Raw genomic sequence first — 20,173 nt, 5'->3', positions numbered from 1 at the left:
GCGGCTCGATGACCGGCACCGCATCCTGAAACAGGCGTGGTCGCCGATTGGCGGGTTCACCTTCTCCGGGGGGGGGCAATGGCTGCGGCACGCTGGAGGATCCGGTGCTGCGGGAGATCGCCGGCCGGCATGTCCAATCGACCGTCCAGGCGATGCTGCGCTGGCATCTCGACGAAGGCGCGGCGCGACGGCGCCGGATGGTGCCCAGCGTCGTGCGCTCCTTCCTGTCGAAGCATGATCTTTTCGAAAAGGCGCTGGTTCCGCTCGTCACCCATGGCGGCTATGGGCCGGGAGACAGCCACGTCGTTCGTGCGCGCCGCGCGCCCGCCTCGCCGCCGCCTTCGTCAAGCGATGCGATCAGGAGCGCGAGACGCTCGAAGAGGTGACGCAGTGGCCCGGTGCCCTCCGGCGGCCCCTGTTCGCCGCTTCGTTCAGCGCCTCGTCTTGTAGAGCCGTTCGCGGCGCAGATGGTCGATGGCGACCGCCGTGATCAGGATGCAGCCCACGATGATGCTGTTGTACTGCGGCGGTACGCTGGCGACGATCAGCGCATTGTCGATCTCCGAGAGTAGCAGCGCGCCGACGGCGACGCCTGTGATGCTGCCGAGACCGCCGAGAAGGCTGATGCCGCCGATCAGCACCGCCGTCACCACCGACAGCGTCACGGCGGATCCGCCCGCCGCCACCTGGCCGCTGCCGACACGGGCGGCGTAGATGATGCCCGCGAGCGCGGCCATGGCGCTGGCCAGGACATAGAGCGTCGTCTCGATCCGGCCGACCCGCAGGCCGTTGGCGATCGCCGCCTTGCGGTTGCCGCCGAGCGCCCGCACCTCGACGCCGAACGGCGTGCGCTCCAGCAGGAACCAGAAGGCGAGGCCGATGACCAGCGCATAGAGGACGATGAACGGCACGCCGAAGATCGATCCCTGGCCGAGGCGCTGGAAGGTCGGGGGCAGGGGAAGGATATCCTGGCCGCCGGTGGCGACGATGCAGAGGCCGCTGATGATGAAGAAGGTGCCGAGCGTGGCGATGATGGGAGGAACATGCAGCTTCGCCACGACGAGGATGTTGGCATAGCCGGCGACCATGCCGGCCAGGATGCCGGCGCAGACGGCAAGCGGCCACGGCAGGCCGGCCGTCAGCATCCAGGCCGTCGTCAGGCCGCCGAGCGTGAACACCGAGCCGACGGAGAAATCGAGGCCGCCGCCGATCATCAGCAGCGACGCTCCGCAGGCCATGATGAAATAGATGACCGCGGCGCGGGCGATATCGATGAGATTGTGCGGGTTGACGAAGTTCGGGTTGCGGATCGTCGCGGCGATGCCGATGAGGACGATCACCGCGATCAGCGTCGTCTCCGGCCGAAGCAGGCTCGCCAGGCCGAAGCGGCGTTCGCTGCCACGGGCGCGGGGGGAAAGCGAGTCGGTGGCGGTCATGACAGGGGCTCCGGTTCGGATGCGGCACCCTTGATCGCGCCGGTGATAAGGCCGACGATTTCGTCGCGCGTGGTCTCGGCGACGCGTCGCGTCGCGATCGAGTTGCCGAGTCGCATGACCGTGATGCGGTCGGCATGGCGGAAGACGAAATCGAAGTCGTGGCTGATGCAGAGGATCGTCTTGCCCCTGGCGCGAAGGTCGCGAAGGATGTTGCCGACATGGGCGGTCTCGCGCACGCCGAGGGCGGCGGTCGGCTCGTCGAGCAGCATGATCGGCAGGTTGAGCCGGACGGCGCGCGCCACGGCGACGATCTGGCGTTCGCCGCCGGACAGAAGGCCGATCTGGGTCCGCACCGAGCCGACGCGAATGCGCAGGTCGTCGAGCACCTTGGCCGCCTCGCGCTCCATGCGCGGGCGATCAAGGAAAAAGCGGCCGCGCCGGGGGATGGCGCCGAGCGACATGTTGGTCGCGATGTCGAGGCATTCGACCAGAGCGAGGTCCTGGTGCACGACGGCGATGCCGTGGCGCTGCGCCTCGGACGGATCGTGCATGACGATGGGGTTTCCGCCGACCAGCATCTCGCCGCTATCGCCACGATGGATGCCGCACATCACCTTCATCGTGGTGGATTTGCCGGCGCCGTTGTCGCCGACGATGGCGTGGATCTCGCCCGGATAGGCGGAGAGGCTGACATTCGTCAGCGCCCTCACATTGCCGAAGGACTTGCCGATCGAGCGAAGTTCGAGGGCTGGAACGCCGGGGTTGGCCGGAGCTCCTTCCCGCTGGGAGGCCACGGCGCGGTTCACTGCCAGCCCTTGGCGATATAGTCCTCAATCCCTTCGGCGCCGAACATGCGGACGCCGACATCGACCTGCTTCGGCACGCTCTCGCCCTTCGACTGCCGGACCAGGCCGTCGACGACCTGACCGCCGGCGTTGCAGAGATCCTGCATCATCAGCCTGTGCACCGTGCCGTCGGTCAGGCCTTCCTTGCCGCCGCCGGCGGCGCCGTTTGCGACCATCACCACCTTGCCGACCAGGTCGCGCTGCTTGATCGCCGAGACGGCGCCCTGCGTCGCGCTGCCCATGTGCGAGGCGATGACATTGATCTCGGGATGGGCCGTCAGCAGCGCGTTTGCCTGGTCGAGCGCCTTGCTGGCGTCGTCATTGGTGCTGACGACGGCGATCACCTTCACGTTGCCCGACTTTTCCGCGGCGGCGGTGAAGCCGTCGAGGAAGGCCTTGCCCGGGCCGCTCGGTCCCTGGATCATCAGGCCCACATTCTGCGGTCCCTCGCGCTCGGCGATCGAGGCGGCGAAGATCTCGCCGACGGTGGTGAAGTTGGCGCCGACATTGACGTCCGACGCCGCTTCCGTGCCAGCCGCGCCATAGAGCGTGCCGACCATGATGTCGGCGGCCTTCGCCTGCTGCAGGATCGGCACGAAGCCGTCCGAGGCCGGAAAGGTGATGATGGCGCCGGCATTGTTGGCGATGCCCTGCTGGATCTGCGTGAACATCTGCGTCGTGTTCAGCGTACCGTCGGTCGGGCCGGCTTCGGTTTCGGGAATGCCGAGTTCCTTCGCCTTGGCGGCGAGGCAGTCGCCGATCAGCCGCCAGGCCGGATATTGGGGCAGCGGGTTGACGAAGAGGATGGACGAGATCGGCTTTGCCGATGCGGCGCCCGGCAGCGCGCTCAGCGCCGTGGCGGCCAGGCCGGCGGCGACGAGTACGCGGGCCATTCCGGAATGGGCTGCAGGTCGAGACTTGTGCATTGGGGCGTTCCTCCTCGGTTTGTTGTTCCCCCGACGCCGGCGGTCTTCGGGCAGGCCCGGCAAAGGGCTCCCGCTCGTCGGGTTCTCGGCTGTCATTTTCGATCGTCCAGGGAACGTTCCGCCTCCCCGCGGAACGTCGCCATTTGCCCATGTCACCGCCGGCTTGTCAATAAGTAAGTCAGAATGACTTAATTGAACCAGCCCAGATCGACCGCCTCGGCCATGGCGCGATAGCCGCTGTCGTTCGGGTGGATGTGGTCGCCGCTGTCAAAGGCCGGAAGCAGCCGGGCAGGGTGGGCGGGGTCGCGCAGCACCGCGTCGAAATCGAGGACATGGACGTCGTCGTCCTGGCTGCGGACCCACTTGTTGACGGCCTGCCGCGTGCGTTCCTTGCCGGCCGTATAGTAGCCGCTGTTGGGCACTTCCGACATGGTGCCCTCGAACGGCGTCACCGTGCCGACGGCCACCTTCAGCCCGGCGATCCGGGCTCGGGCGATCACCTGGCGGAGGCCGGCGATGATGTCGTCCGCGCGCACCTCCTCGTCGGGCCCGGCGAGCACGGTATGCGGCCAGACGATGTCGTTGATGCCCTCGAGGACGACCAGGTGCGTCATGCCGGCCAGGCTCGCCACGTCGCGATCGAAACGCTCGAGCAGCTTCTGGCCGCGGCGGTTGTGCAGGATGCGGTTGCCGCCGATGCCGAGATTCACGACGGCCAGGGATTCGTGTCCGTGCTGCTGGAAGCGTTCCGCGAGGATATCCGGCCAGCGGCAATCGCCGTCGATGCTGGAACCATAGCCGTCGGTGATGGAATCGCCGATGCAGACGACGCCACCGGTCGCCGTCTCCGTCTCGCAGTGGATCGCGCTCAGCAGATAGCGGCTGGTCGTCGTCTGCTGGACGATCATCTGCTCGGCGGCGGCGAAGTTCCCCGGCACCGAGATGAAGGCGGTCTGCTGTGCCTCGAAATGATGGGTGTGGACCGGGATGAAGCCGCTCGAATAATAGCTCACCGCGACGCGGGCGAGCGGGCCGACCGCGAGATCGATCGGGTCGCTGAACAGGGGGGAGCCGGCGTGGATGGTCGCGCTGCGGCTGCCGCCAAACGTTACCGGCCGCGTCGTCAGCGGCTCGGCGGCGCCGCCTTCGCCGGCCATGGCGATCTGTACGGCGTCGAGCTGGAACGGCCTGTCGCCGAATTCATTGGTCAGCCGCAGCACCAGCCGTTCGCCGCCGATGCTGATCCGGGCCACTTCCCGGATCGTCTGGTTGTAGAAGCCCGACAGGGCTCCATCGGCCGCCCAGACGTTCATGGGGGCCGCCGTCCAGCTTGGACACCACCGCTTTGTCATTGGAAAACCTTCAAATTTCGGGACTTCGACGCTACGCTTGACCCTAGAGGCACGCCAATAGATAACTCAACATTAGTTATTTATCCAAGCGGAAGCGGCGATGAGGATGATTTGACCGGACATATTCCAGGTACGACGGTTCTGCGGCGCCACCCTTCCGAGCAGGCGAGCTTCAGCCTCGGCTCCAACCAGGTCGGGCTGCGCGCGGCCAATGAGCGGCTGGTCCTGTCGCTCATCCGTACCCATGGCCAGCTGTCGAAGGCGCAGATCGCCGAACTGACGGGGCTGACCGCGCAGACCGCCTCGGTCATCGCGCGCAGCCTGGTCGAGGCCGGGCTTCTGGTCGCCGGCGCGCCGGTGCGCGGCAAGGTCGGCCAGCCCTTCGTGCCGCTCAGCCTGCACGCCGCCGGCGCGATGTTCTTCGGCCTCCATGTCGGCGAGCGCGAGGCGCATCTCGTTCTCGTCAACTTCACCGGCCTCGTCGTCGCGGAGCGCCGCTTCTCGCTCGAGGGACGCACCCTCGGGGATGTCGCCGCGCTGGCCCGCAAGGCGGTGGTCGACATCCGCTCCGACTTCGATGCCGAGGCGAATGCCCGGCTGCAGGGGATCGGCATCGCGGTCGCGGCCGGCCGGCACGAGGCGCAGTCCGCCCCCCATCTGGCCGAGGTCGACGAAACCCTGCTGGCGCTCGGCCGTCAGCTTCACCTCGCCACCTACATCAGCAGCGACGCCGTCGCCGCCTGCAGCGGCGAGCTCATCTATGGCCTCGGCAGCGGCGTGCCGAGCTTCGCCTATCTGTTCATCGGCGATTCCCTCGGCGGCGGCCTGGTCCAGAACGGCCAGATCCATTTTGCCCGCGATGCTGCCGGCCTCGGTATCGGCAAGGTTCCGGTTCCGGGGCTCGACGGCGCGACGGTGCCGCTCTGGACGCTCGTCGAGCATCCCGACGCGATCTCGGATGAGCGGCGCCTTGCCGCGCTGGCCCGAGGCATCGCCCATGCCGTCTATTCGGTTTCGGTGACGATCGGCTGCGAGCTCGCTGTCATCGACGGATTGCTGCCGCCCGCGGTGCGCCGGCGCATCGTCGTTTCGGTGAAGAGCGAGCTGGCGCGGCTCGATGCCGGCATGGCTGCGAAGCTCGCGATCCGCGAGGGCACGAGCGAGCGGCGCGCGGTCAGCCTCGGCGCAGCCTGCCTGCCGCTCGTCGACCGCTTCTTTCCCCAGGCCGAGATCAGCTCCGGCGCGACCCTTTCAAGATCCGATTGAGCGCGGCGCGCGATCGCGCGCCGCGTCGAGACGGGTTCCGCGGTCTCCGCCCGGCCTACAGGGTACCGGCGAGGTAGCTTTCGAGCGTGGCGCGGACGCCATTCGTCCAGAGGCTGTTCAGCGCGCGGGCGAAGTTGGCGGCGAAGCGCGGGTTGGCGCCGACGTCGCCATAGATGTCGCGCATCGCCAGCCAGGCCTGCGGGTCGTCCTTCGCCTGCCGGGCGGTTTCCTTGAGGCGGTCCCAGCTCGGATCGTTCGGCTCGACAGGCGCGCCCGCATCCGTCGTGCCGAAGCAGTAGCGGCACCAGAGCGCGCTGACGAGCGCGAGGCCGGGCGCGTCGCGGCCGGCGGCGAGGTTGTCGGCCGCCGAGGGGATGATGAACTTCGGCTGGCGGTTGGCGCCGTCATGAGCGAGGCGACGGTTGGTGTCGCCGATCTTGGGATTGCCGAAGCGGCGCTGGCAGAGCGCGAAATAGGCCCCGAGGTCGGTATCCGGCACGGGCGGTACGATCGGGACGATGTCGTCGGCCTCGACCTTGGCCAGGAAGCGCGCGATCTGCTCGTCCTCCATCGCCTCGTGCACGAAGTGGATGCCGAGCAGGCTCGCCGGATAGGCGATCGTGGCGTGGCCGCCGTTCAGGATGCGGATCTTCATGTGCTCGTAGGGAGCGACGTCGGGCACGAACTGCACGCCGACCGCCTCGAGCGCCGGCCGCCCGGCCGGGAAACGGTCCTCGAGCACCCATTGCCGGAAGCTCTCGCAGAAGACCGGCCAGGCATCGTCGATGTCGAAGTCGCGGGCGAGGATGTCGCGCTCGCGCTCGGTCGTCGCCGGGGTGATGCGGTCGACCATGCTGTTGGGGAAGGCGACGGTGTCGCGCACCCATCGCGCCAGCGCCGGGTCGATTTTTTCCGCGAGGCCCGCGATGGCGTTCTCGGTGACGTGGCCGTTGCCGGGGATGTTGTCGCAGCTCACCACGGTGAAGGGCGCGATGCCGTTGTCGCGGCGATGGACGAGGCCGGCGAGGATCAGGCCGAAGGTGGTGCGCGGCGCGTCGGGGTGGGTGGCGTCGTGGGCGATATCCGGGTGGTTGGCGTCGAAGGCCTGCGTCGCCGGGTCGATGTAGTAGCCGCCCTCGGTGATGGTCAGCGAGACGATGCGGATCGCAGGGTCGCGCAGCCTGGCGAGGATCGCGGCGGTGTCGCCGGGCGCGATGTAGTCGATCATGGCGCCGGTGATGGTGGCGCTGGCGCGGTCGGCCTCCTGCTCCACCACGGTGGTCAGCCAGTGCTGGCCCTTCAGCTTCTGCTGGATCGGCGCATCCGCCTCGCGCACGCTGGCGCCGATGATGGCCCAGTCATGGCCCTGGCCGCTCTGGAAGAGGTCGTTGAGATAAACCGCCTGGTGGGCGCGATGGAAGTTGCCGAGGCCGAAATGCAGGATACCGGCCTTCAGCGCGGCCCGGTCATAGGTCGGCACGGTCGCGGTGGTGATCGAGGCAAGTGGCGCGGAAGAGAGAGCGTGCATGGTTTCGGGTCCGCCCTGATGGCTGCGTTGGAGCCCGTCATAGCGCCGCCGGCGGAACTTGTCGCCGGTCTTGCCGCGGGCCGGGGCTGGCCGGACGCATCTTTCGCCCGGCCGCCTGCGATCGGGCTGGTCCTGCAGGTCACTCCGTGGCGATGACTGCGGCCGCCTCGCCCTGGCTCGCCTCCGCTGGCAGCAGGCGATAGACCGCCAGCGACAGCCAGGCGCAGATCGCCATCGCGGCGGCGGTCGAAAGCGGCGTCCGGCCGTCGAAGAAATAGGCGACGGCCGCCCCGGCGATCGCGCCGAGGCCGAGCTGGCAGGCCGCAAGCGCGGCGCTCGCCACGCCGGCGATATGCGGCAGCGGCTGCAGGGCAAGCTGGATCGCGTTGGCGAAGATGAGCCCGGCCGAGAACATGCAGAGCGCCACCAGCCCGAGCAGCAGCGGCAGCGGGATGTGGACCGTCATCGAAAGCACGGCCAGCGCCGTCGAGGTCGCTGCCGCCAGGCCGAGCCCGATGGCGAGCGGAATGCGCGGCGAGACGGCGCGCGCGTTCAGCTTGCCGTTGACGAAATTGCCGGCCAGCAGCGCCACCGTCGTGAAGGCGAAGGTCAGGCCATAGGCCGTCGGGCCCAGCTCGTAGGCTTCCATCAGCACGAAGGGCGAGCCGCTCACATAGGAGAACAGGCAGCCGAACGACAGTGTCGCCACGAGAGTGTAGCGGAGCGACTGTCGATGCCGGAATGTCTCGGCGTAGTTGGCCGCGATCTGGCCGGGGCGGAGATTGTTCTGGGCCGTCGGCGTGAACGACTCGCCATAGCCGAACAGCATCGCGACGAAGACGGCGCCGCCCATCAGCGCCAGGAAGCCGTAGATGCCGCGCCAGCTGGAAAGCAGCAGCAGGCCGGAGCCTATGGTGGGCGCGCAGATCGGCGCCAGCAGGCCCATCAGGCCGATATAGGACATCTTCGCCCGTGCGACGGCGCCGTCGAACAGGTCGCGCACGATGGAGGTCGGCAGGGAACGGCTCGCCCCGGCGCCGATGCCTTGCGCCAGCCGCCAGGCGAGCAGCTCCGGCAGGGTCGACGCCAGCGCGCAGCCGATGCTGGCGAGCGTGAAGATGGCGCTCGCGACCAGGATCACCGGCTTGCGGCCGAACCGGTCGGCCAGCGGTCCATAAAGGAGCGGCGAGCCGGCGAAGCCGATCATGAAGGCGCTGAGCGCCAGCCCGACATCGCTGACCGGAACCTGGAAGGCGTCCGCGATGGCGGAAGTGCCCGACAGGGCCATGTCGGTGCCGAGGGCCGGCAGGCCGCTGCAGAGGCTCAGCAGCACGAGGAAGCCGGTCGAATGCGGATTGAGGAAACGGGGCATTGCGGGCTCTGTATCGATTCAATCCGGCGACTATAGGCCCATCGACGTGGCGCGGCCACTGGGCTCAGCCGGTCGCTTGGTCGCAGGCGTCCGACGCTCGCGCGCGGCCAGATGCGGCGTGGCGCGCGCGTTTTTCCGTGTTCCTGCGGCCTTGAAGGCTGCGGTCGCGGACCCGGGCGGCTCGCGACCGCAGGCGGCCTTCAGGAAGAAGGGGATCCGCCGCTAGCGCCAGGCCGGGCCGCGCGTGGGCGAGAGCTTCTCGCAGCCTTCCGCCGTCACCAGCAGCATGTCCTCTATGCAGGCGCAGCCGAAGCTTTCGTCGGCGATGATCGGCTCGACGTAGAAGCACATGCCGGCCTCCAGCGTCAGCGGCGGCCGGTTGCGGAAGACCGGCGTCTCGGTCAGGTCGAGGCCGAAGCCGTGGCACAGGGTGAAGTCCCATGCCGCGAAGCCGTGCTCGGCGATCACCGCGTTCATCGTCTCGATGACGGAATGGGTGGTGACGCCGGGCTTCACATGGGCGAAGGCGGCGTTGTTGGCGGCCTCCGTCGCGGCGAGGATGCGGGCGACCTGCGGCGACGGCTCGGCGACGACGTTGCGCGACATGTCGGACTGGTAGCCGAACAGCTTGCAGCCGAGGTCGATGACGACGAGATCGTCCGGCCTGATGATGTTCTGCGGGCTCGGAAACACGTTCTTGAGCGCGCCGCGCGGACCTGCGACCGGGAAGCAGCCGAACGACATGCGCTCGGCGCCGGCCGCCATGCAGGCCCTGTGCGCCGCGGCGGCGACGTCGCTTTCGCTGGCGCCGACGGCGGCCGCGTCCATCGCCTGCTCCATGGCGCGCGCGGTCAGATCGGCGACGCGGCGGATGATGGCGATCTCGGCCGGGCTCTTGATGCGGCGCAGCCGGTCGAGGATGGCGTCGCCGGCGACGAGCGCCGCGTGGCTCCAGCGCGCCGCCATCGCCCTGGCCGTGAAATAGGGGATCTGCGCCAGGCCGGCGACGACGAGCGCGTCGGGAGCGACCCGCCACTGGCCGAGGACGTCGAGGCTCATCGCCAGCAGGTCGTCGGCCGTGCCGGCGAAGGAGACGCGGACATCCGTCATCCAGCTCGACTGGATGTTCGAATGCATCGGCTCGCCATGGGCGATCGCGTTCGTCACCAGCACCGGCTCACGGTCGCGGTGGACGAGGACGACCGAGGTGCCCCAGACCATGTTGAAGCCGGAGAGGTAGCGGACATTGCCGCCGCGATCGGCGTCTTCCCAGACCAGCAGCGCCTCTTTTCCGGCCGCCCGGAGCTGTGCCTGCGCCGCGGCGATGCGGGACTGAAACTCCTCCGGCGCGAAATCGAGCTCGAGCCACGGCTGGCGGTCGGTCCACGCATAGGGAACCTTGGCGTTCATGTCGTTCTTTCTCTTGTCGTTATGGGTTCGAAACGGCGCGCGACAGGGCGTCGACGACGGCCGCGACGTCCGCTTCGGTGTTGAAGCCGTGGAGCGAGATCCGGATGCGGCCGTCGCCGGAGGCGACCAGGATCCCTTCCTCGGCGAGGCGGGCGGCGACCTCGACGGAGCGGGCCATGCCGATGGCGATGCTGGTGCCGCGCCGTTCGCTGGCCTCCGGCGTCCAGACGGCATGCCCGGCGGCGGCGAGGCGGGCGCGAAGCTCGCCAGACAGCGCCAAGGCGTGCCGCTCGATCGCGGCGGGGCAGCTTCGGGCCAGCAGGTCGAGCCCCGACTTCAGCGCGTAGAGGGCGGGAAAATCGGCATTGCCCATCTCGAAGGCGCGGCCGCCCTCGAGCGGCGTGAAGGCGAGCCTGCCATCCGCCGTGTCGTAGTCGCGCACGGACGACCAGCTCGGCGTCGCATGGGCCGGCCGGCCGAGGCGGGTTTCGTTCCAGACGAGGATGCCGGTGCCATGCGCGCCGAGCAGGAACTTGTGGCCGCAGGAGACGAGGATGTCGCACTCCGCGACCGGGATCTCCAGCACGCCGAGCGAATGCGAGACGTCGAGCGCCAGCGCCACGCCCGCCGCATGCAGCCGGGTCGCGAGAGCCGGCACGTCGATGCGGAGGCCGTGCCGGAAGCTGACATGGCTGATCGCGGCGAGCCGGGTGCGCGCGTCGACGGCGCCGAGGATGGTCTCTTCGGGCGCTTCGCCCGGCCGGACCGGGACGACGCGGAGCTCGACGCCGAGGCGCTCGACCGACCGGCCGGCTAGCACGACGGAGGGGAATTCGTCGGCGAGCACGACGAGATTGTCGCCGTCGCGCCAGTCGAACGCGCCGATCGCGGCGGCGAGCGCCGCGCTCATCGAGCCGAGGAAGGCGATGTCGCGGCCGTCCTGCATGCCGAGATGGCGGCCGAGGGTCTCGCGGGCGGCGGCATGCGCTGCTTCGAGCGCGTTGCGGCCCGGCAGTCCGGCAGCCTTGGCCTCGGCATAGCGGCGATAGGCGTCGAGCGTCGCGCGCGGGATCGGCGCCTCGCCGCCGGAGAGCAGGTGATGGACGCCGTCGGGAAGCAGGAGCGATCCTCGATCGATCGGAGCAGGGGCCGAAGTCATTTCAGAGCCCTTTGTCGAGGATGCTCTTGAGGAAGGACTGCGTGCGCGGCATCCGCGGATTGCCGAACACGATGGAAGGCTTGTCGTCTTCGACCACCAGGCCGTTCTCCATGAAGATCGTCCGCGTCGCGACATCGCGGGCGAAGCGCATCTCGTGCGTGACGATCAGCATGGTGATCTCGTTGCTCTCGGCGAGCGCGCCGATGACGTCGAGCACCTCGTCGACGCGCTCGGGATCGAGCGCCGAGGTTACCTCGTCGAACAGCAGGATGCGCGGCTGCATGGCGAGCGCCCGGGCGATGGCGACGCGCTGCTGCTGGCCGCCGGAAAGCTGGCGCGGATAGTGATCGGCCTTGTCGGCGAGACCGACCTGCTGAAGCAGCGCCATGCCGCGCTCGCGGGCGCTGGCGCGGGCCTCGCCCTTCACATGCACCGGCGCCTCGATGACGTTCTCGATCGCCGTCATGTGCGGGAACAGGTTGAACTGCTGGAAGACCATGCCGATGTCGGCGCGGACGGCCCGGTTGGCCTTCGCGTCGATGGCGACACGTCGGCCGCCTTCCAAGCGCCAGCCGAGCGGGCGGCCGAACACTTCGATGATGCCGGTATCGGCCTGTTCCAGCGTCATCACCACCCGAAGCAGCGTCGTCTTGCCGGAACCGCTTCGGCCGATGATCGAGATGCGCTCGCCGGCCTCGACGTCGAGGTCGAGATTGTCGAGCACGGTCAGTTCGCCGAAGCGCTTGCTGACGCCGCGAAGCCGGAGCGCCGGGACGGAGGGCGAGGGGTTATCGGGTTGCAAAGCGCTTCTCCAGCATTCGGATGAGGACCGCCGAGATCAGGCTGAAGATCAGGAAGATGATCCCGACCAGGGTCAGCGGCTCGTAGTAGCGATAGGTGCGGGCGGCCTCGAAGAGGGCCATGCCCAGCAGTTCGAGGATGCCGACGGTGGCGAGCAGCGGCGTCTCCTTCAGCATCGACACGGTGTAGTTGCCGAGCGCCGGGATGATCGGCGGGATCGCCTGCGGAAGGACGACGCGCAGCCACATCTGCCGGCGGGTCATGTTGAGGGCGTAGGCGGCTTCCCACTGGCCGCGCGGCACCGCCGCGATGCCGGCGCGGTACACCTCGGCCATGTAGGTCGAATAATGGATGCCGAGCGCGATCGTGCCGGTGACGAAGGCCGGCAGCGCGATGCCGTATTGCGGCAGCACGTAGAACAGGAAGAACAGCTGGATCAGCAGCGGCGTGTTGCGGACGAACATCATCACCGCGGTGGTGACGTGCCGCACCAGGCGGAAGCGCGAGCGGTTCAGGATGGCGAGACCGAGGCCGAGGATGGCGGCGAGCAGCGTGCCGAGCACGGTCGCCTGCAGCGTCACCACCGCGCCCTTCAGAAGCAGCGGCGTGATCTGCAGCATGTAGGAGAGGTCGAAGATCATGCCCGGAACTCCTTCTCGCGGCCGGCGCCGAACCAGGCCTCGATCCGGCGCATGACGAGGGTCAGGCCGGTCGCCATGACGAAGTAGAGGACGAGGACGAGGCCATCGACCTCGATGGTCCGGCCCGTCGTCTGGAACAGAGCGTTGCCGGCGAAGGAGAGGTCGAAGATGGTGATCAGCGACAGCAGCGAGGTCGATTTCAGGAGTTCGATCAGGAGGTTGCCGAAGGGCGGCAGCATCGCGACGAAGGCCTGCGGGAAGATGATGCGGCGCATGGCGAGCGGCGCCGACATGCCGAGCACCAGGCAGGCTTCGTGCTGCCCCTTCGGCACCGAGCCGAGGCCGGCGCGGACGACTTCCGAGCCATAGGCGCCGTGGTTGAGGGCGAGCACCAGGATGCCGGTTGTCACCGGTTCCAGGCTGATCCCGACCAGCGGCATCACGTAGTAGAAATAGAAGAGCTGGACGACCAGCGACGTGCCGCGGAAGATCTCGACATAGCCGACCGCGATCCAGCGCAATAGCCGCGACGGCGCGCGCCGCGCCAGGCCGGCCGCGATCGCAAGGCACAGCGCGATCGGCGCGGCGGCGAGCGTCACCAGCAGCGACATCTGCGCTCCCTTGAGGAGCTGGGGGAGCGAGTCGAGGAGTCCCTGCATCGGTCTAGTGGTCTCGCAGCGGCACGGGAGGGAATGCCGGGAGGATGGCTCCTCCCGGCCGGGTGGCGTCAGGCCTTGCAGAGCGTCTCGATCGACGGGGTTTCCGCGTTCGGGCTCAGCGCGGCCGGCAGGCCCCACTTCTGGTTGATCGCGACGATCTCGCCGCTTTGGACGAGCCTGGCGAGGCCGGCATTGTAGGCGGCGAGCAGGGCCGTGTCGGCCTTGCGGAAGCCCATCGCGGCGTAGTCGATCGCCGGCTTGCCGTCGACGACCGGGTCGACGAAGTCGGTGACCAGCTCGAGCGCCGGGTCCTTCATGGTGTCGAGCGTCGCCGCGATGATGACCAGCGAGCTGATCACCGCATCGGCGCGGCCGCCCTTGATGGCGGCGAACAGCGTCGGCACGTCGGGCAGCACGACCCAGCGCGCTTCCGGAATGCCGGCGGCCTTCACATAGGCCTCGTCGACCGAGCCGCGCACGAAACCGATCTTCAGCGCGTCCGACTTGGCGACGTCGTCGAGCGACTTCAGCTTGTGCGGGTTGCCGGCGGCGACGACCAGGCCCTCGCGGCTCAGCGAATCCGGATTGGCGAAGGCGATCGCCTCGCAACGCTGCGGCCGCACGAACAGGCCGGTGCAGATGACGTCGAAGCGGCCGGCGACGAGGCCGGGGATCAGGGCACCGAACTCGGTCAGCGTCGCCTCGATCTTGTCGACGCCGGCGTCGCGCATGGCGGCGCGCAGCACGTCGGGCGACTGGCCGGTCAGGTTGCCGGCGTCATCCAGGAAGGCATAGGGCAGCTGGTTCGACATGCCGACGCGAAGCGTCTTCGGCACGCCGTCGGCGGCGAAGGCGGGCGTGACCGAGGGCAGGAGGGCGGCACCGGCCGCCGCTCCGCCGGCGAGGTGCAGGAAATGTCTGCGCGTGAAATCCACTTGGTTCCCCTTATTTGCTGGAAATTGAGGCGCGACCCAATTTTAAGCAGACACGGGGGCATCGTATCAAGTAGATTTTATACAATCGAAAATCGTGATGTTCCCATTGTGGCGATTCCGGCGCTGCGATAATCAGAAGAGGGGAGGCATCATGGGCACAACCGATCTCGATCTGCCGGGCGTGGGCGTGCGCCCCCGCAAGGGGCTGCAGCACAAGACCATCGCCTCGGCCGTCGCCGGCGAGATGCGCAACCGCATCCTTTCCGGCCGCCTGGCGGCCGGCGCGCAGCTGCGGCAGGATGCGCTGGCGGAGGAGTTCGACGTCAGTCGCATTCCGGTCCGCGAAGCGCTGATGCAGCTCGAAGCCGAGGGGCTGGTGATCATCCAGCCGCACCGCGGCGCCGTGGTGTCCGAGCTGTCGCTTGACGAGATCCGCGAGGTGTTCGAGCTCCGGGCGCAACTGGAGCCGCGGCTGCTGCGCGCCAGCGCGCCGCATCTGAGCGAGGCGGATTTCGATCTGCTCAGGGCGATCGGCCCGCGCTATGCGGCGCTGCAGGCGGCCGGCGACATGGCGGGCTGCGCCGAGCTGAACACCGCCTTCCATCTCGGCCTCTATCGCCATGCCAGAAAGCCGCGCACGCTGAAGATCGTGTCGCAGCTGCTGCAGGACAGCGACCGTCACACCCGGCTGCAGCTATCCTATGATTTCCGCCTCGACCGCTCGGGCGAGGACCATGCCCGGATCATCGCGCTCTGCGTCGAGAAGAAGTTCGGCGAAGCCTGCCTGACGATGCGCCGCCACATCCTGAAGGCGGCCGAGACGCTGCAGGATTCGATCGCGAGCCTGCGCAAGGGCTAGGAGCGGCTTTGTCGCGCTGCCGTTCCGGCGCCGATTTCGATATGCTGGGAGCGCGGGGGATTTGCCGGGGATCCGTTGTCTCCGGACCTCGCATGGGAATGAGATCGGATGCGCAATATCAAGATCGCGTTCTGGTTGATCGCGCTGGTGCCGGCCGCCCTTTATCTCCTGATCGACCCCTCGCTCTGGCAGCCGGCCGGGTTCATCCCCTTCCGCGCCTCGATGATGCAGCTGACCGGCGTCGTCGCCATCGTCTTCATGAGCGTCGCCATGCTGCTGGCGCTGCGGCCGCGCGCGCTGGAGGGCTGGTTCGGCGGTCTCGACAAGATGTACCGGCTGCACAAGTGGCTCGGCATCGGCGCGCTGGTCCTGTCCATCCTGCATTGGATGTGGTCGCAGGCGCCGGGCTGGGCCATCAGCCTCGGCCTGTTCGAGCGCGGCCAGCGCCCGCCGCGCACTGTGATCGAGGAGCCCGTCCGGGCCTTCTTCGCCAGCCAGCGCGGCTTCGCCGAGGGGATCGGCGAATGGGCGTTCTATGCGGCGGTGATCCTGCTCGTCCTGGCGCTGGTGCGATATTTCCCCTATCGCTGGTTTTACAAGACGCACCGGCTGATCGCGATCGCCTATCTCGTGCTGGCGCTGCACGCCGTCGTTCTCTTCAGTTTCGACAATTGGGCGACGCCGCTCGGCTGGCTGGTTGCGCTGCTGCTCGCTGGCGGGACGGTGGCGGCTGTCCTCGCGCTTGCCGATCGCGTCGGCGCGAGCCGGCGTGTGATCGGCCGGCTGGCCGAGCTCCGCTTCTATCCGGGCGTGCGGACGGTGGAGACGCGGATCGAGGTCGGCCAGGGCTGGCCCGGGCACAAGGCCGGGCAGTTCGCCTTCGCCATGTCGGACCCGGCCGAGGGGCCGCACCCCTACACGATCGCCTCGGCCTGGAACGACACGACCCGACATGTCACCTTGATCGCCAAGCAGCTTGGCGACCACACCGGGCGGCTTCGCGAAAAACTCGCCATCGGCCAGCCCATCCGGCTCGAGGGGCCGTATGGCTGCTTCACCTTCGACGACGCCTGTCCGCACCAGATCTGGATCGCCGGCGGCATCGGCATCACGCCGTTCATCGGACGGATGGAGCAACTGGCGCGGGAGGCGGCCGGAACGGACCCGTCCCGCCGGCAGACCGTCGACCTGTTTCACAGCACGTCCGACGTCGACGAGGATGCGCTGGCGAAGCTCGCTGCGGATGCGAGCGCGGCCAATATCCGCCTGCATCTGATGATCGATTCGCGCGACGGCTTCCTGACCGGCGAACGCATCCGCGCCGCCGTGCCGAACTGGCGCGAGGCGAGCCTGTGGTTCTGCGGACCGGCCGGCTTTGGCGACGCGCTGCGGCGCGACTTCGCGGCGCAGGGTTTCCCGGTTGGCCCGCGCTTCCACCAGGAACTGTTCTCGATGCGATAGGGGGCGTGAGCCCAGGCCGTTTCGCGGGCCGTCGTCCCGGGCCGATCCAGTCCGGGGATCGTCTCTGCGTCGGCTTTCGGGATGCTGCCGTCAGCCGGCCGACAGCATCGGGTACATGTCGGGACGCCGGTGCAGCTTGAAATTGAAGATGTTGCGGCGGATCTCGTCGCAGCGGTCGAGATCGCACTCATGCACCACGAGCTCGTCGCCGAGTGTCGAGGCCATGGCGACGATTTCGCCGGTCGGCGCGATGATGCAACTCTGGCCGATCAGGTCGCAGCCTTCTTCCTTGCCGGCCTTGGCGACGCCGACCACCCAGATGCCGTTCGCATAGGCGCCGGCCTGCATGCAGAGATGGTTGTGGAAGCACTGCAGGTGGTCGTGCTCGGGCGCCAGCGGATAGTGAACCGGCGTATTGTAGCCGATCAGCAGCATTTCCGCCCCGCGCAGGCTGGCCTCGCGATAGGTCTCGGGCCAGCGGCGATCGTTGCAGATCGCCTGGGACAGGACGCCGCCGAACGCCTCGCAGGTCGAGAACGGCTCCATGCCCGGTTCGAAATAGCGCTTCTCGAGGTGCTGGAAGGCGCGCCAGGGCTCGTGCTCGCTGTGGCCGGGCAGGTGGATTTTGCGATAGCGGTGGACGATGTTGCCGGCGGCGTCGACGAGGATCGCCGTGTTGTAGTGGTGCGTCTCGCCGCCTTCCTCAACCAGCTCGCCATAGCCGAAGCTGAAGCCGATCTTCAGCGCCCTGGCGCGGTCGAACAGTGGCTGCGTGTCGGCGTTGGGCATCGCCGTCTCGAAGAAGGCGTCGACTTCGGCCTGGTCTTCCATGAACCAGCGCGGGAAGAAGGTCGTCAGCGCCAGTTCCGGGAAGACCACGAGCCCGACGCCGCGCGCGGCGGCCTTTTCAATGAGCGCGATCATGCGCTCGACGACGTCGCGGCGGCTGTCCTGGCGGGCGATCGGGCCGAGCTGGGCGGCGCCGACGGTGAGCATTCTCGTCATTTCGGGGGGACTCCGTTCACAGGATCGCGTCGGCGCTGGCAAGCGCGACCCGAAGCAGGACATTCGCGCCATTGCCGAGATCGTCCGGCCTGGTGAATTCCTGGATGTTGTGGCTGATGCCGCCGACGCTTGGCACGAAGATCATCGCCGCCGGGGCGATGCGGGCGATCATCTGCGCGTCATGGCCAGCGCCGGAATAGAGGCGGCGCGACGAAAGCCCGAGGGCGGCGGCGGCGTCCTCGACCTGGTCGACCAGGATGGGATCGAAGGCGACCGGCTCGAACCTCGCCAGCGCGCGCCGCTCGACCGTCACCTGCTCTTCCGCGCCGATCCGGGCGACGCTTTCGGCGAGGGCCGCCTCGCTCTGCTGCAGGATCGCCTCGTCGGGATTGCGCAGGTCGACCGTCATCACCGCCTTCTGCGCGACGACATTGACCAGGTTGGGCGATAGCGTCAGGGCGCCGACGGTGCCGACCTGGTCGCCGCCGATCGCCCGCACCATGGCGCCGACTTCGGTCGCGATTCGTGCCGCCGCAAGCCCGGCGTCGCGGCGGAGCCGCAGCGGCGTTGTACCGGCATGGGCCGAGCGCCCCTCGATGGTGAGTTCCGTCCAGGAGATGCCCTGAACGCCCTCGACGACACCGATGTCGATCGCCTCGTCCTCGAGGATCGGTCCCTGCTCGATATGCAGTTCGAAATAGGCGCGGATGTCGCGCGGACCCGCGTCGCCGCCGGCATAGCCGATGCGCTGCAGCTCCTGGCCGAGGATGGCGCCGTCGATGGCGCGGGTGGCGAGCGCTTCGTCGAGGTCCAGCCCGCCGACATGTACGAGGCTTCCCAGCATGTCGGGCGCGAAGCGCGCGCCCTCTTCATTGGTGAAGGCGGCGACGGTGATCGGGTATTCGGTCTCGATCCCGGCATCGTCGAGCGTCGCCAGCACTTCGAGCCCGGCCAGCACGCCGAGCGCGCCGTCATAGAGGCCGCCGGTCGCGACGGTGTCGATATGCGAGCCGAGCATGACGACGGGAGCCGTCCGGCGTCCGGCGCGGGTGCCGAAGATGTTGCCGATGGCGTCGACCACGACTTCGAGGCCGGCGTCTCGCATGGCGGCGACGAGGAAGTCGCGGCCGCGTTTCTCGTCGTCGTCGAGCGCCAGCCGGCAGGCGCCACCGCCGGGCAGGGCGCCGATCCGGCCGAGCGCCTCGATCCGCGCCACGAGGCGCGCGGTGTCGATGCGCGGCTGCTGCAGCGTCTCGCTCATGCGTCGGCCTCGACATCCGTAGCCGGGAGGCCGACGATCTCGCGGTAGAGCGCCGGGTCGGTGTCGCCTTCGCTGCCGATCACGAGCACCGACGAATGGGCGTCGAGGCCGATGGCGGCGCGCCATTCGGCGTTGCCGCAAAGCTCGATCAGTCCGGCGAGGCCGGCGACGCCGCTCTCGCCGCCGACCAGCCGCGGGCCTGCCTCGCCCGAGGCGAGCCTGCGCATCGCGGCGCGGACCGTGTCGTCGGGAATGGCCATGAAGGCGGCGGCGCCCGATGCCAGGATCGGCCAGGCGATCACCGACGGCTCGCCGCAGGCGAGGCCCGCCATGATCGTGTCGAGGTCGCCAGTGACGGCGACCGGCCTGCCGGCGCGGTTGCTCTCGAACAGGCAGGCGGCCGTCAGCGGCTCGACGACGACGACGGTCGGCGCTGCGCCATAGCTCTCCCAGAGATGGGCCGTGACGGCAGCGGCGAGCCCGCCGACGCCGCCCTGCAGGAAGACGTGGGTCGGCCGCGTCGGGCCGAGCTCGCGGATCACTTCCTCGGCCATGACGCTGTAGCCCTGCATCACGTTGCGCGGGACGTCGACATAGCCGGGATAGGACGTATCCGAGATGACGGACCAGCCACTTGCCTTGGCGGCGCGGTCCGCTTCGCGGACCGAATCGTCATAATTGCCGGGGGTCCGGATGACCCGCGCACCGAAGCTTGCAATGGCGTCGGCGCGGGCCTGCGACACCGTCTCGTGCACGAAGATGACGCTCTGGCAGCCGAACAGCGACGCGCCCCAGGCGACGGAGCGGCCGTGATTGCCGTCGGTGGCGCAGGTGACGGTGATGTCACGGACGCGCTCGGCATGCCGGCCCTCGATCAGGTCGGCGGCGCTGGGGGCGGCGCCGGTCTCGGCCTCGATGCGGTCGGAGAGCAGGCGGAACACGGCATAGGCGCCGCCAAGCGCCTTGAAGCTGCCGAGGCCGAAGCGGCCTGCTTCCTGCTTGTAGAGCAGCTTCGCGACGCCAAGCCCGTCCGCCAGGCGATCGAGGGAGACGAGTGGCGTCGGCCGGTATCCCTTCCAGGTCGAGATCTGGGAAAAGGCTTCACGGGCCGCCGCTAGGCTCAGCGTCGCCTTGAAGGCGTCTGGATAGGGGCCGCCGGTGCGGGCGGGGTTTGATTGAAAAACCGCCTGCCCCGCCGCAAGATCTGGAGACATCTGCCGATCATTCCGCTTTGTGTGGGTGTGGCTTCAGGATATC

General features: G+C 68.6%; 19 protein-coding genes. 4 read left to right on the top strand and 15 right to left on the bottom strand.

Annotated elements, in window-relative coordinates; genetic code table 11:
• Positions 1-104 precede the first annotated feature (104 nt).
• Complete coding sequence (locus WFK98_RS16915; protein ID WP_266338940.1) at positions 105-386, top strand: hypothetical protein; 282 nt, start codon at positions 105-107, stop codon at positions 384-386.
• Positions 387-431: 45 nt separating this feature from the next.
• Here WFK98_RS16915 and WFK98_RS16910 read toward each other — a convergent pair whose 3' ends face one another.
• From WFK98_RS16910 to WFK98_RS16895, 4 genes are all read right to left on the bottom strand, one after another.
• On the bottom strand, positions 432-1,436 hold the full coding sequence (locus tag WFK98_RS16910; RefSeq protein WP_336801052.1) for an ABC transporter permease: 1,005 nt from the start codon (positions 1,434-1,436) through the stop codon (positions 432-434).
• The gene (locus WFK98_RS16905; protein ID WP_336801051.1) at positions 1,433-2,230 is read right to left on the bottom strand and encodes an ATP-binding cassette domain-containing protein; all 798 of its coding nucleotides are present in this window, start codon (positions 2,228-2,230) and stop codon (positions 1,433-1,435) included. Before WFK98_RS16905 ends, WFK98_RS16910 begins: the two co-directional genes overlap by 4 nt.
• 8 nt (positions 2,231-2,238) lie before the next feature.
• Positions 2,239-3,207 (bottom strand): sugar ABC transporter substrate-binding protein, encoded by a 969-nt coding sequence (locus tag WFK98_RS16900; RefSeq protein WP_336801050.1) that lies wholly within the window; start codon positions 3,205-3,207, stop codon positions 2,239-2,241.
• A 188-nt stretch (positions 3,208-3,395) separates the two neighbouring features.
• The gene (locus tag WFK98_RS16895; protein WP_336801049.1) at positions 3,396-4,520 is read right to left on the bottom strand and encodes an SGNH/GDSL hydrolase family protein; all 1,125 of its coding nucleotides are present in this window, start codon (positions 4,518-4,520) and stop codon (positions 3,396-3,398) included.
• 150 nt (positions 4,521-4,670) lie between these two features.
• Here WFK98_RS16895 and WFK98_RS16890 point away from each other — a divergent pair, with 150 nt between their 5' ends.
• Positions 4,671-5,825: an ROK family transcriptional regulator gene (locus tag WFK98_RS16890; protein WP_336801048.1), complete on the top strand. Its 1,155-nt coding sequence runs from the start codon at positions 4,671-4,673 to the stop codon at positions 5,823-5,825.
• 55 nt (positions 5,826-5,880) lie between these two features.
• On the opposite strand, the gene WFK98_RS16885 is transcribed toward WFK98_RS16890, so the two are convergent.
• The 8 genes from WFK98_RS16885 to ehuB all read right to left on the bottom strand — a co-directional run bounded on the left by WFK98_RS16885 (position 5,881) and on the right by ehuB (position 14,330).
• Entirely contained in the window at positions 5,881-7,353 is a 1,473-nt protein-coding gene (locus WFK98_RS16885; RefSeq protein WP_336801047.1) for a mannitol dehydrogenase family protein, read from the bottom strand.
• A gap of 139 nt (positions 7,354-7,492) precedes the next feature.
• The gene (locus WFK98_RS16880; protein ID WP_266338933.1) at positions 7,493-8,725 is read right to left on the bottom strand and encodes a multidrug effflux MFS transporter; all 1,233 of its coding nucleotides are present in this window, start codon (positions 8,723-8,725) and stop codon (positions 7,493-7,495) included.
• A 222-nt stretch (positions 8,726-8,947) separates the two neighbouring features.
• On the bottom strand, positions 8,948-10,135 hold the full coding sequence (locus WFK98_RS16875; protein WP_336801046.1) for a M24 family metallopeptidase: 1,188 nt from the start codon (positions 10,133-10,135) through the stop codon (positions 8,948-8,950).
• 19 nt (positions 10,136-10,154) lie between these two features.
• Positions 10,155-11,294, bottom strand: a complete 1,140-nt coding sequence (locus WFK98_RS16870) for an aminotransferase class V-fold PLP-dependent enzyme (RefSeq protein WP_336801045.1) — start codon at positions 11,292-11,294, stop codon at positions 10,155-10,157.
• 1 nt (position 11,295) lies between these two features.
• A complete protein-coding gene (ehuA, locus tag WFK98_RS16865; RefSeq protein ID WP_336801044.1) occupies positions 11,296-12,096 on the bottom strand; it encodes an ectoine/hydroxyectoine ABC transporter ATP-binding protein EhuA in 801 nt (266 codons plus the stop codon).
• Positions 12,083-12,736 (bottom strand): ectoine/hydroxyectoine ABC transporter permease subunit EhuD, encoded by a 654-nt coding sequence (ehuD, locus tag WFK98_RS16860; protein WP_336801043.1) that lies wholly within the window; start codon positions 12,734-12,736, stop codon positions 12,083-12,085. Before ehuD ends, ehuA begins: the two co-directional genes overlap by 14 nt.
• Positions 12,733-13,395, bottom strand: a complete 663-nt coding sequence (ehuC, locus tag WFK98_RS16855) for an ectoine/hydroxyectoine ABC transporter permease subunit EhuC (RefSeq protein WP_336801042.1) — start codon at positions 13,393-13,395, stop codon at positions 12,733-12,735. Before ehuC ends, ehuD begins: the two co-directional genes overlap by 4 nt.
• Positions 13,396-13,463: 68 nt before the next feature.
• Positions 13,464-14,330: an ectoine/hydroxyectoine ABC transporter substrate-binding protein EhuB gene (ehuB, locus tag WFK98_RS16850; protein WP_266338927.1), complete on the bottom strand. Its 867-nt coding sequence runs from the start codon at positions 14,328-14,330 to the stop codon at positions 13,464-13,466.
• Between the two features lie 151 nt (positions 14,331-14,481).
• Here ehuB and WFK98_RS16845 point away from each other — a divergent pair, with 151 nt between their 5' ends.
• Positions 14,482-15,189: a GntR family transcriptional regulator gene (locus tag WFK98_RS16845; protein WP_266338926.1), complete on the top strand. Its 708-nt coding sequence runs from the start codon at positions 14,482-14,484 to the stop codon at positions 15,187-15,189.
• 108 nt (positions 15,190-15,297) lie between these two features.
• The gene (locus tag WFK98_RS16840; RefSeq protein ID WP_336801041.1) at positions 15,298-16,650 is read left to right on the top strand and encodes a ferredoxin reductase family protein; all 1,353 of its coding nucleotides are present in this window, start codon (positions 15,298-15,300) and stop codon (positions 16,648-16,650) included.
• Positions 16,651-16,740: 90 nt separating this feature from the next.
• Here the strand turns inward: WFK98_RS16840 and WFK98_RS16835 are convergent, their stop codons facing one another.
• Genes WFK98_RS16835 through WFK98_RS16825 form a run of 3 tightly spaced genes read right to left on the bottom strand, consistent with a single transcriptional unit; the run spans position 16,741 to position 20,130 of the window.
• Entirely contained in the window at positions 16,741-17,655 is a 915-nt protein-coding gene (locus WFK98_RS16835; protein WP_336801040.1) for an N-carbamoyl-D-amino-acid hydrolase, read from the bottom strand.
• A 16-nt stretch (positions 17,656-17,671) separates the two neighbouring features.
• Positions 17,672-18,916 carry a Zn-dependent hydrolase gene (locus tag WFK98_RS16830; protein WP_336801039.1) on the bottom strand — a complete coding sequence of 415 codons (1,245 nt, stop codon included), beginning with the start codon at positions 18,914-18,916 and terminating at the stop codon, positions 17,672-17,674.
• On the bottom strand, positions 18,913-20,130 hold the full coding sequence (locus WFK98_RS16825) for a diaminopropionate ammonia-lyase (protein WP_336801038.1): 1,218 nt from the start codon (positions 20,128-20,130) through the stop codon (positions 18,913-18,915). The genes WFK98_RS16830 and WFK98_RS16825 overlap by 4 nt, the downstream gene beginning before the upstream one ends.
• Between the last annotated feature and the right edge of the window lie 43 nt (positions 20,131-20,173).

The sequence above is a fragment of the Kaistia sp. MMO-174 genome, assembly GCF_037147815.1.
Lineage (GTDB): Bacteria > Pseudomonadota > Alphaproteobacteria > Rhizobiales > Kaistiaceae > Kaistia > Kaistia nematophila.
Note: the sequence above shows the minus strand (reverse complement) of the source record. Positions and strands in the feature narration are given on the sequence as shown.

Bases quoted from the DNA above. Each gene is read 5' to 3' on its own strand.
- WFK98_RS16840 (WP_336801041.1), top strand. From the start codon at position 15,298: ATGCGCAATATCAAGATCGCGTTCTGGTTGATCGCGCTGGTGCCGGCC.
- WFK98_RS16835 (WP_336801040.1), bottom strand. From the start codon at position 17,655: ATGACGAGAATGCTCACCGTCGGCGCCGCCCAGCTCGGCCCGATCGCC.
- WFK98_RS16895 (WP_336801049.1), bottom strand. From the start codon at position 4,520: ATGAACGTCTGGGCGGCCGATGGAGCCCTGTCGGGCTTCTACAACCAG.
- WFK98_RS16880 (WP_266338933.1), bottom strand. From the start codon at position 8,725: ATGCCCCGTTTCCTCAATCCGCATTCGACCGGCTTCCTCGTGCTGCTG.
- WFK98_RS16875 (WP_336801046.1), bottom strand. From the start codon at position 10,135: ATGAACGCCAAGGTTCCCTATGCGTGGACCGACCGCCAGCCGTGGCTC.
- WFK98_RS16845 (WP_266338926.1), top strand. From the start codon at position 14,482: ATGGGCACAACCGATCTCGATCTGCCGGGCGTGGGCGTGCGCCCCCGC.
- WFK98_RS16830 (WP_336801039.1), bottom strand. From the start codon at position 18,916: ATGAGCGAGACGCTGCAGCAGCCGCGCATCGACACCGCGCGCCTCGTG.
- WFK98_RS16825 (WP_336801038.1), bottom strand. From the start codon at position 20,130: ATGTCTCCAGATCTTGCGGCGGGGCAGGCGGTTTTTCAATCAAACCCC.
- ehuD (WP_336801043.1), bottom strand. From the start codon at position 12,736: ATGATCTTCGACCTCTCCTACATGCTGCAGATCACGCCGCTGCTTCTG.
- WFK98_RS16870 (WP_336801045.1), bottom strand. From the start codon at position 11,294: ATGACTTCGGCCCCTGCTCCGATCGATCGAGGATCGCTCCTGCTTCCC.
- WFK98_RS16900 (WP_336801050.1), bottom strand. From the start codon at position 3,207: ATGCACAAGTCTCGACCTGCAGCCCATTCCGGAATGGCCCGCGTACTC.
- WFK98_RS16910 (WP_336801052.1), bottom strand. From the start codon at position 1,436: ATGACCGCCACCGACTCGCTTTCCCCCCGCGCCCGTGGCAGCGAACGC.
- WFK98_RS16885 (WP_336801047.1), bottom strand. From the start codon at position 7,353: ATGCACGCTCTCTCTTCCGCGCCACTTGCCTCGATCACCACCGCGACC.
- ehuC (WP_336801042.1), bottom strand. From the start codon at position 13,395: ATGCAGGGACTCCTCGACTCGCTCCCCCAGCTCCTCAAGGGAGCGCAG.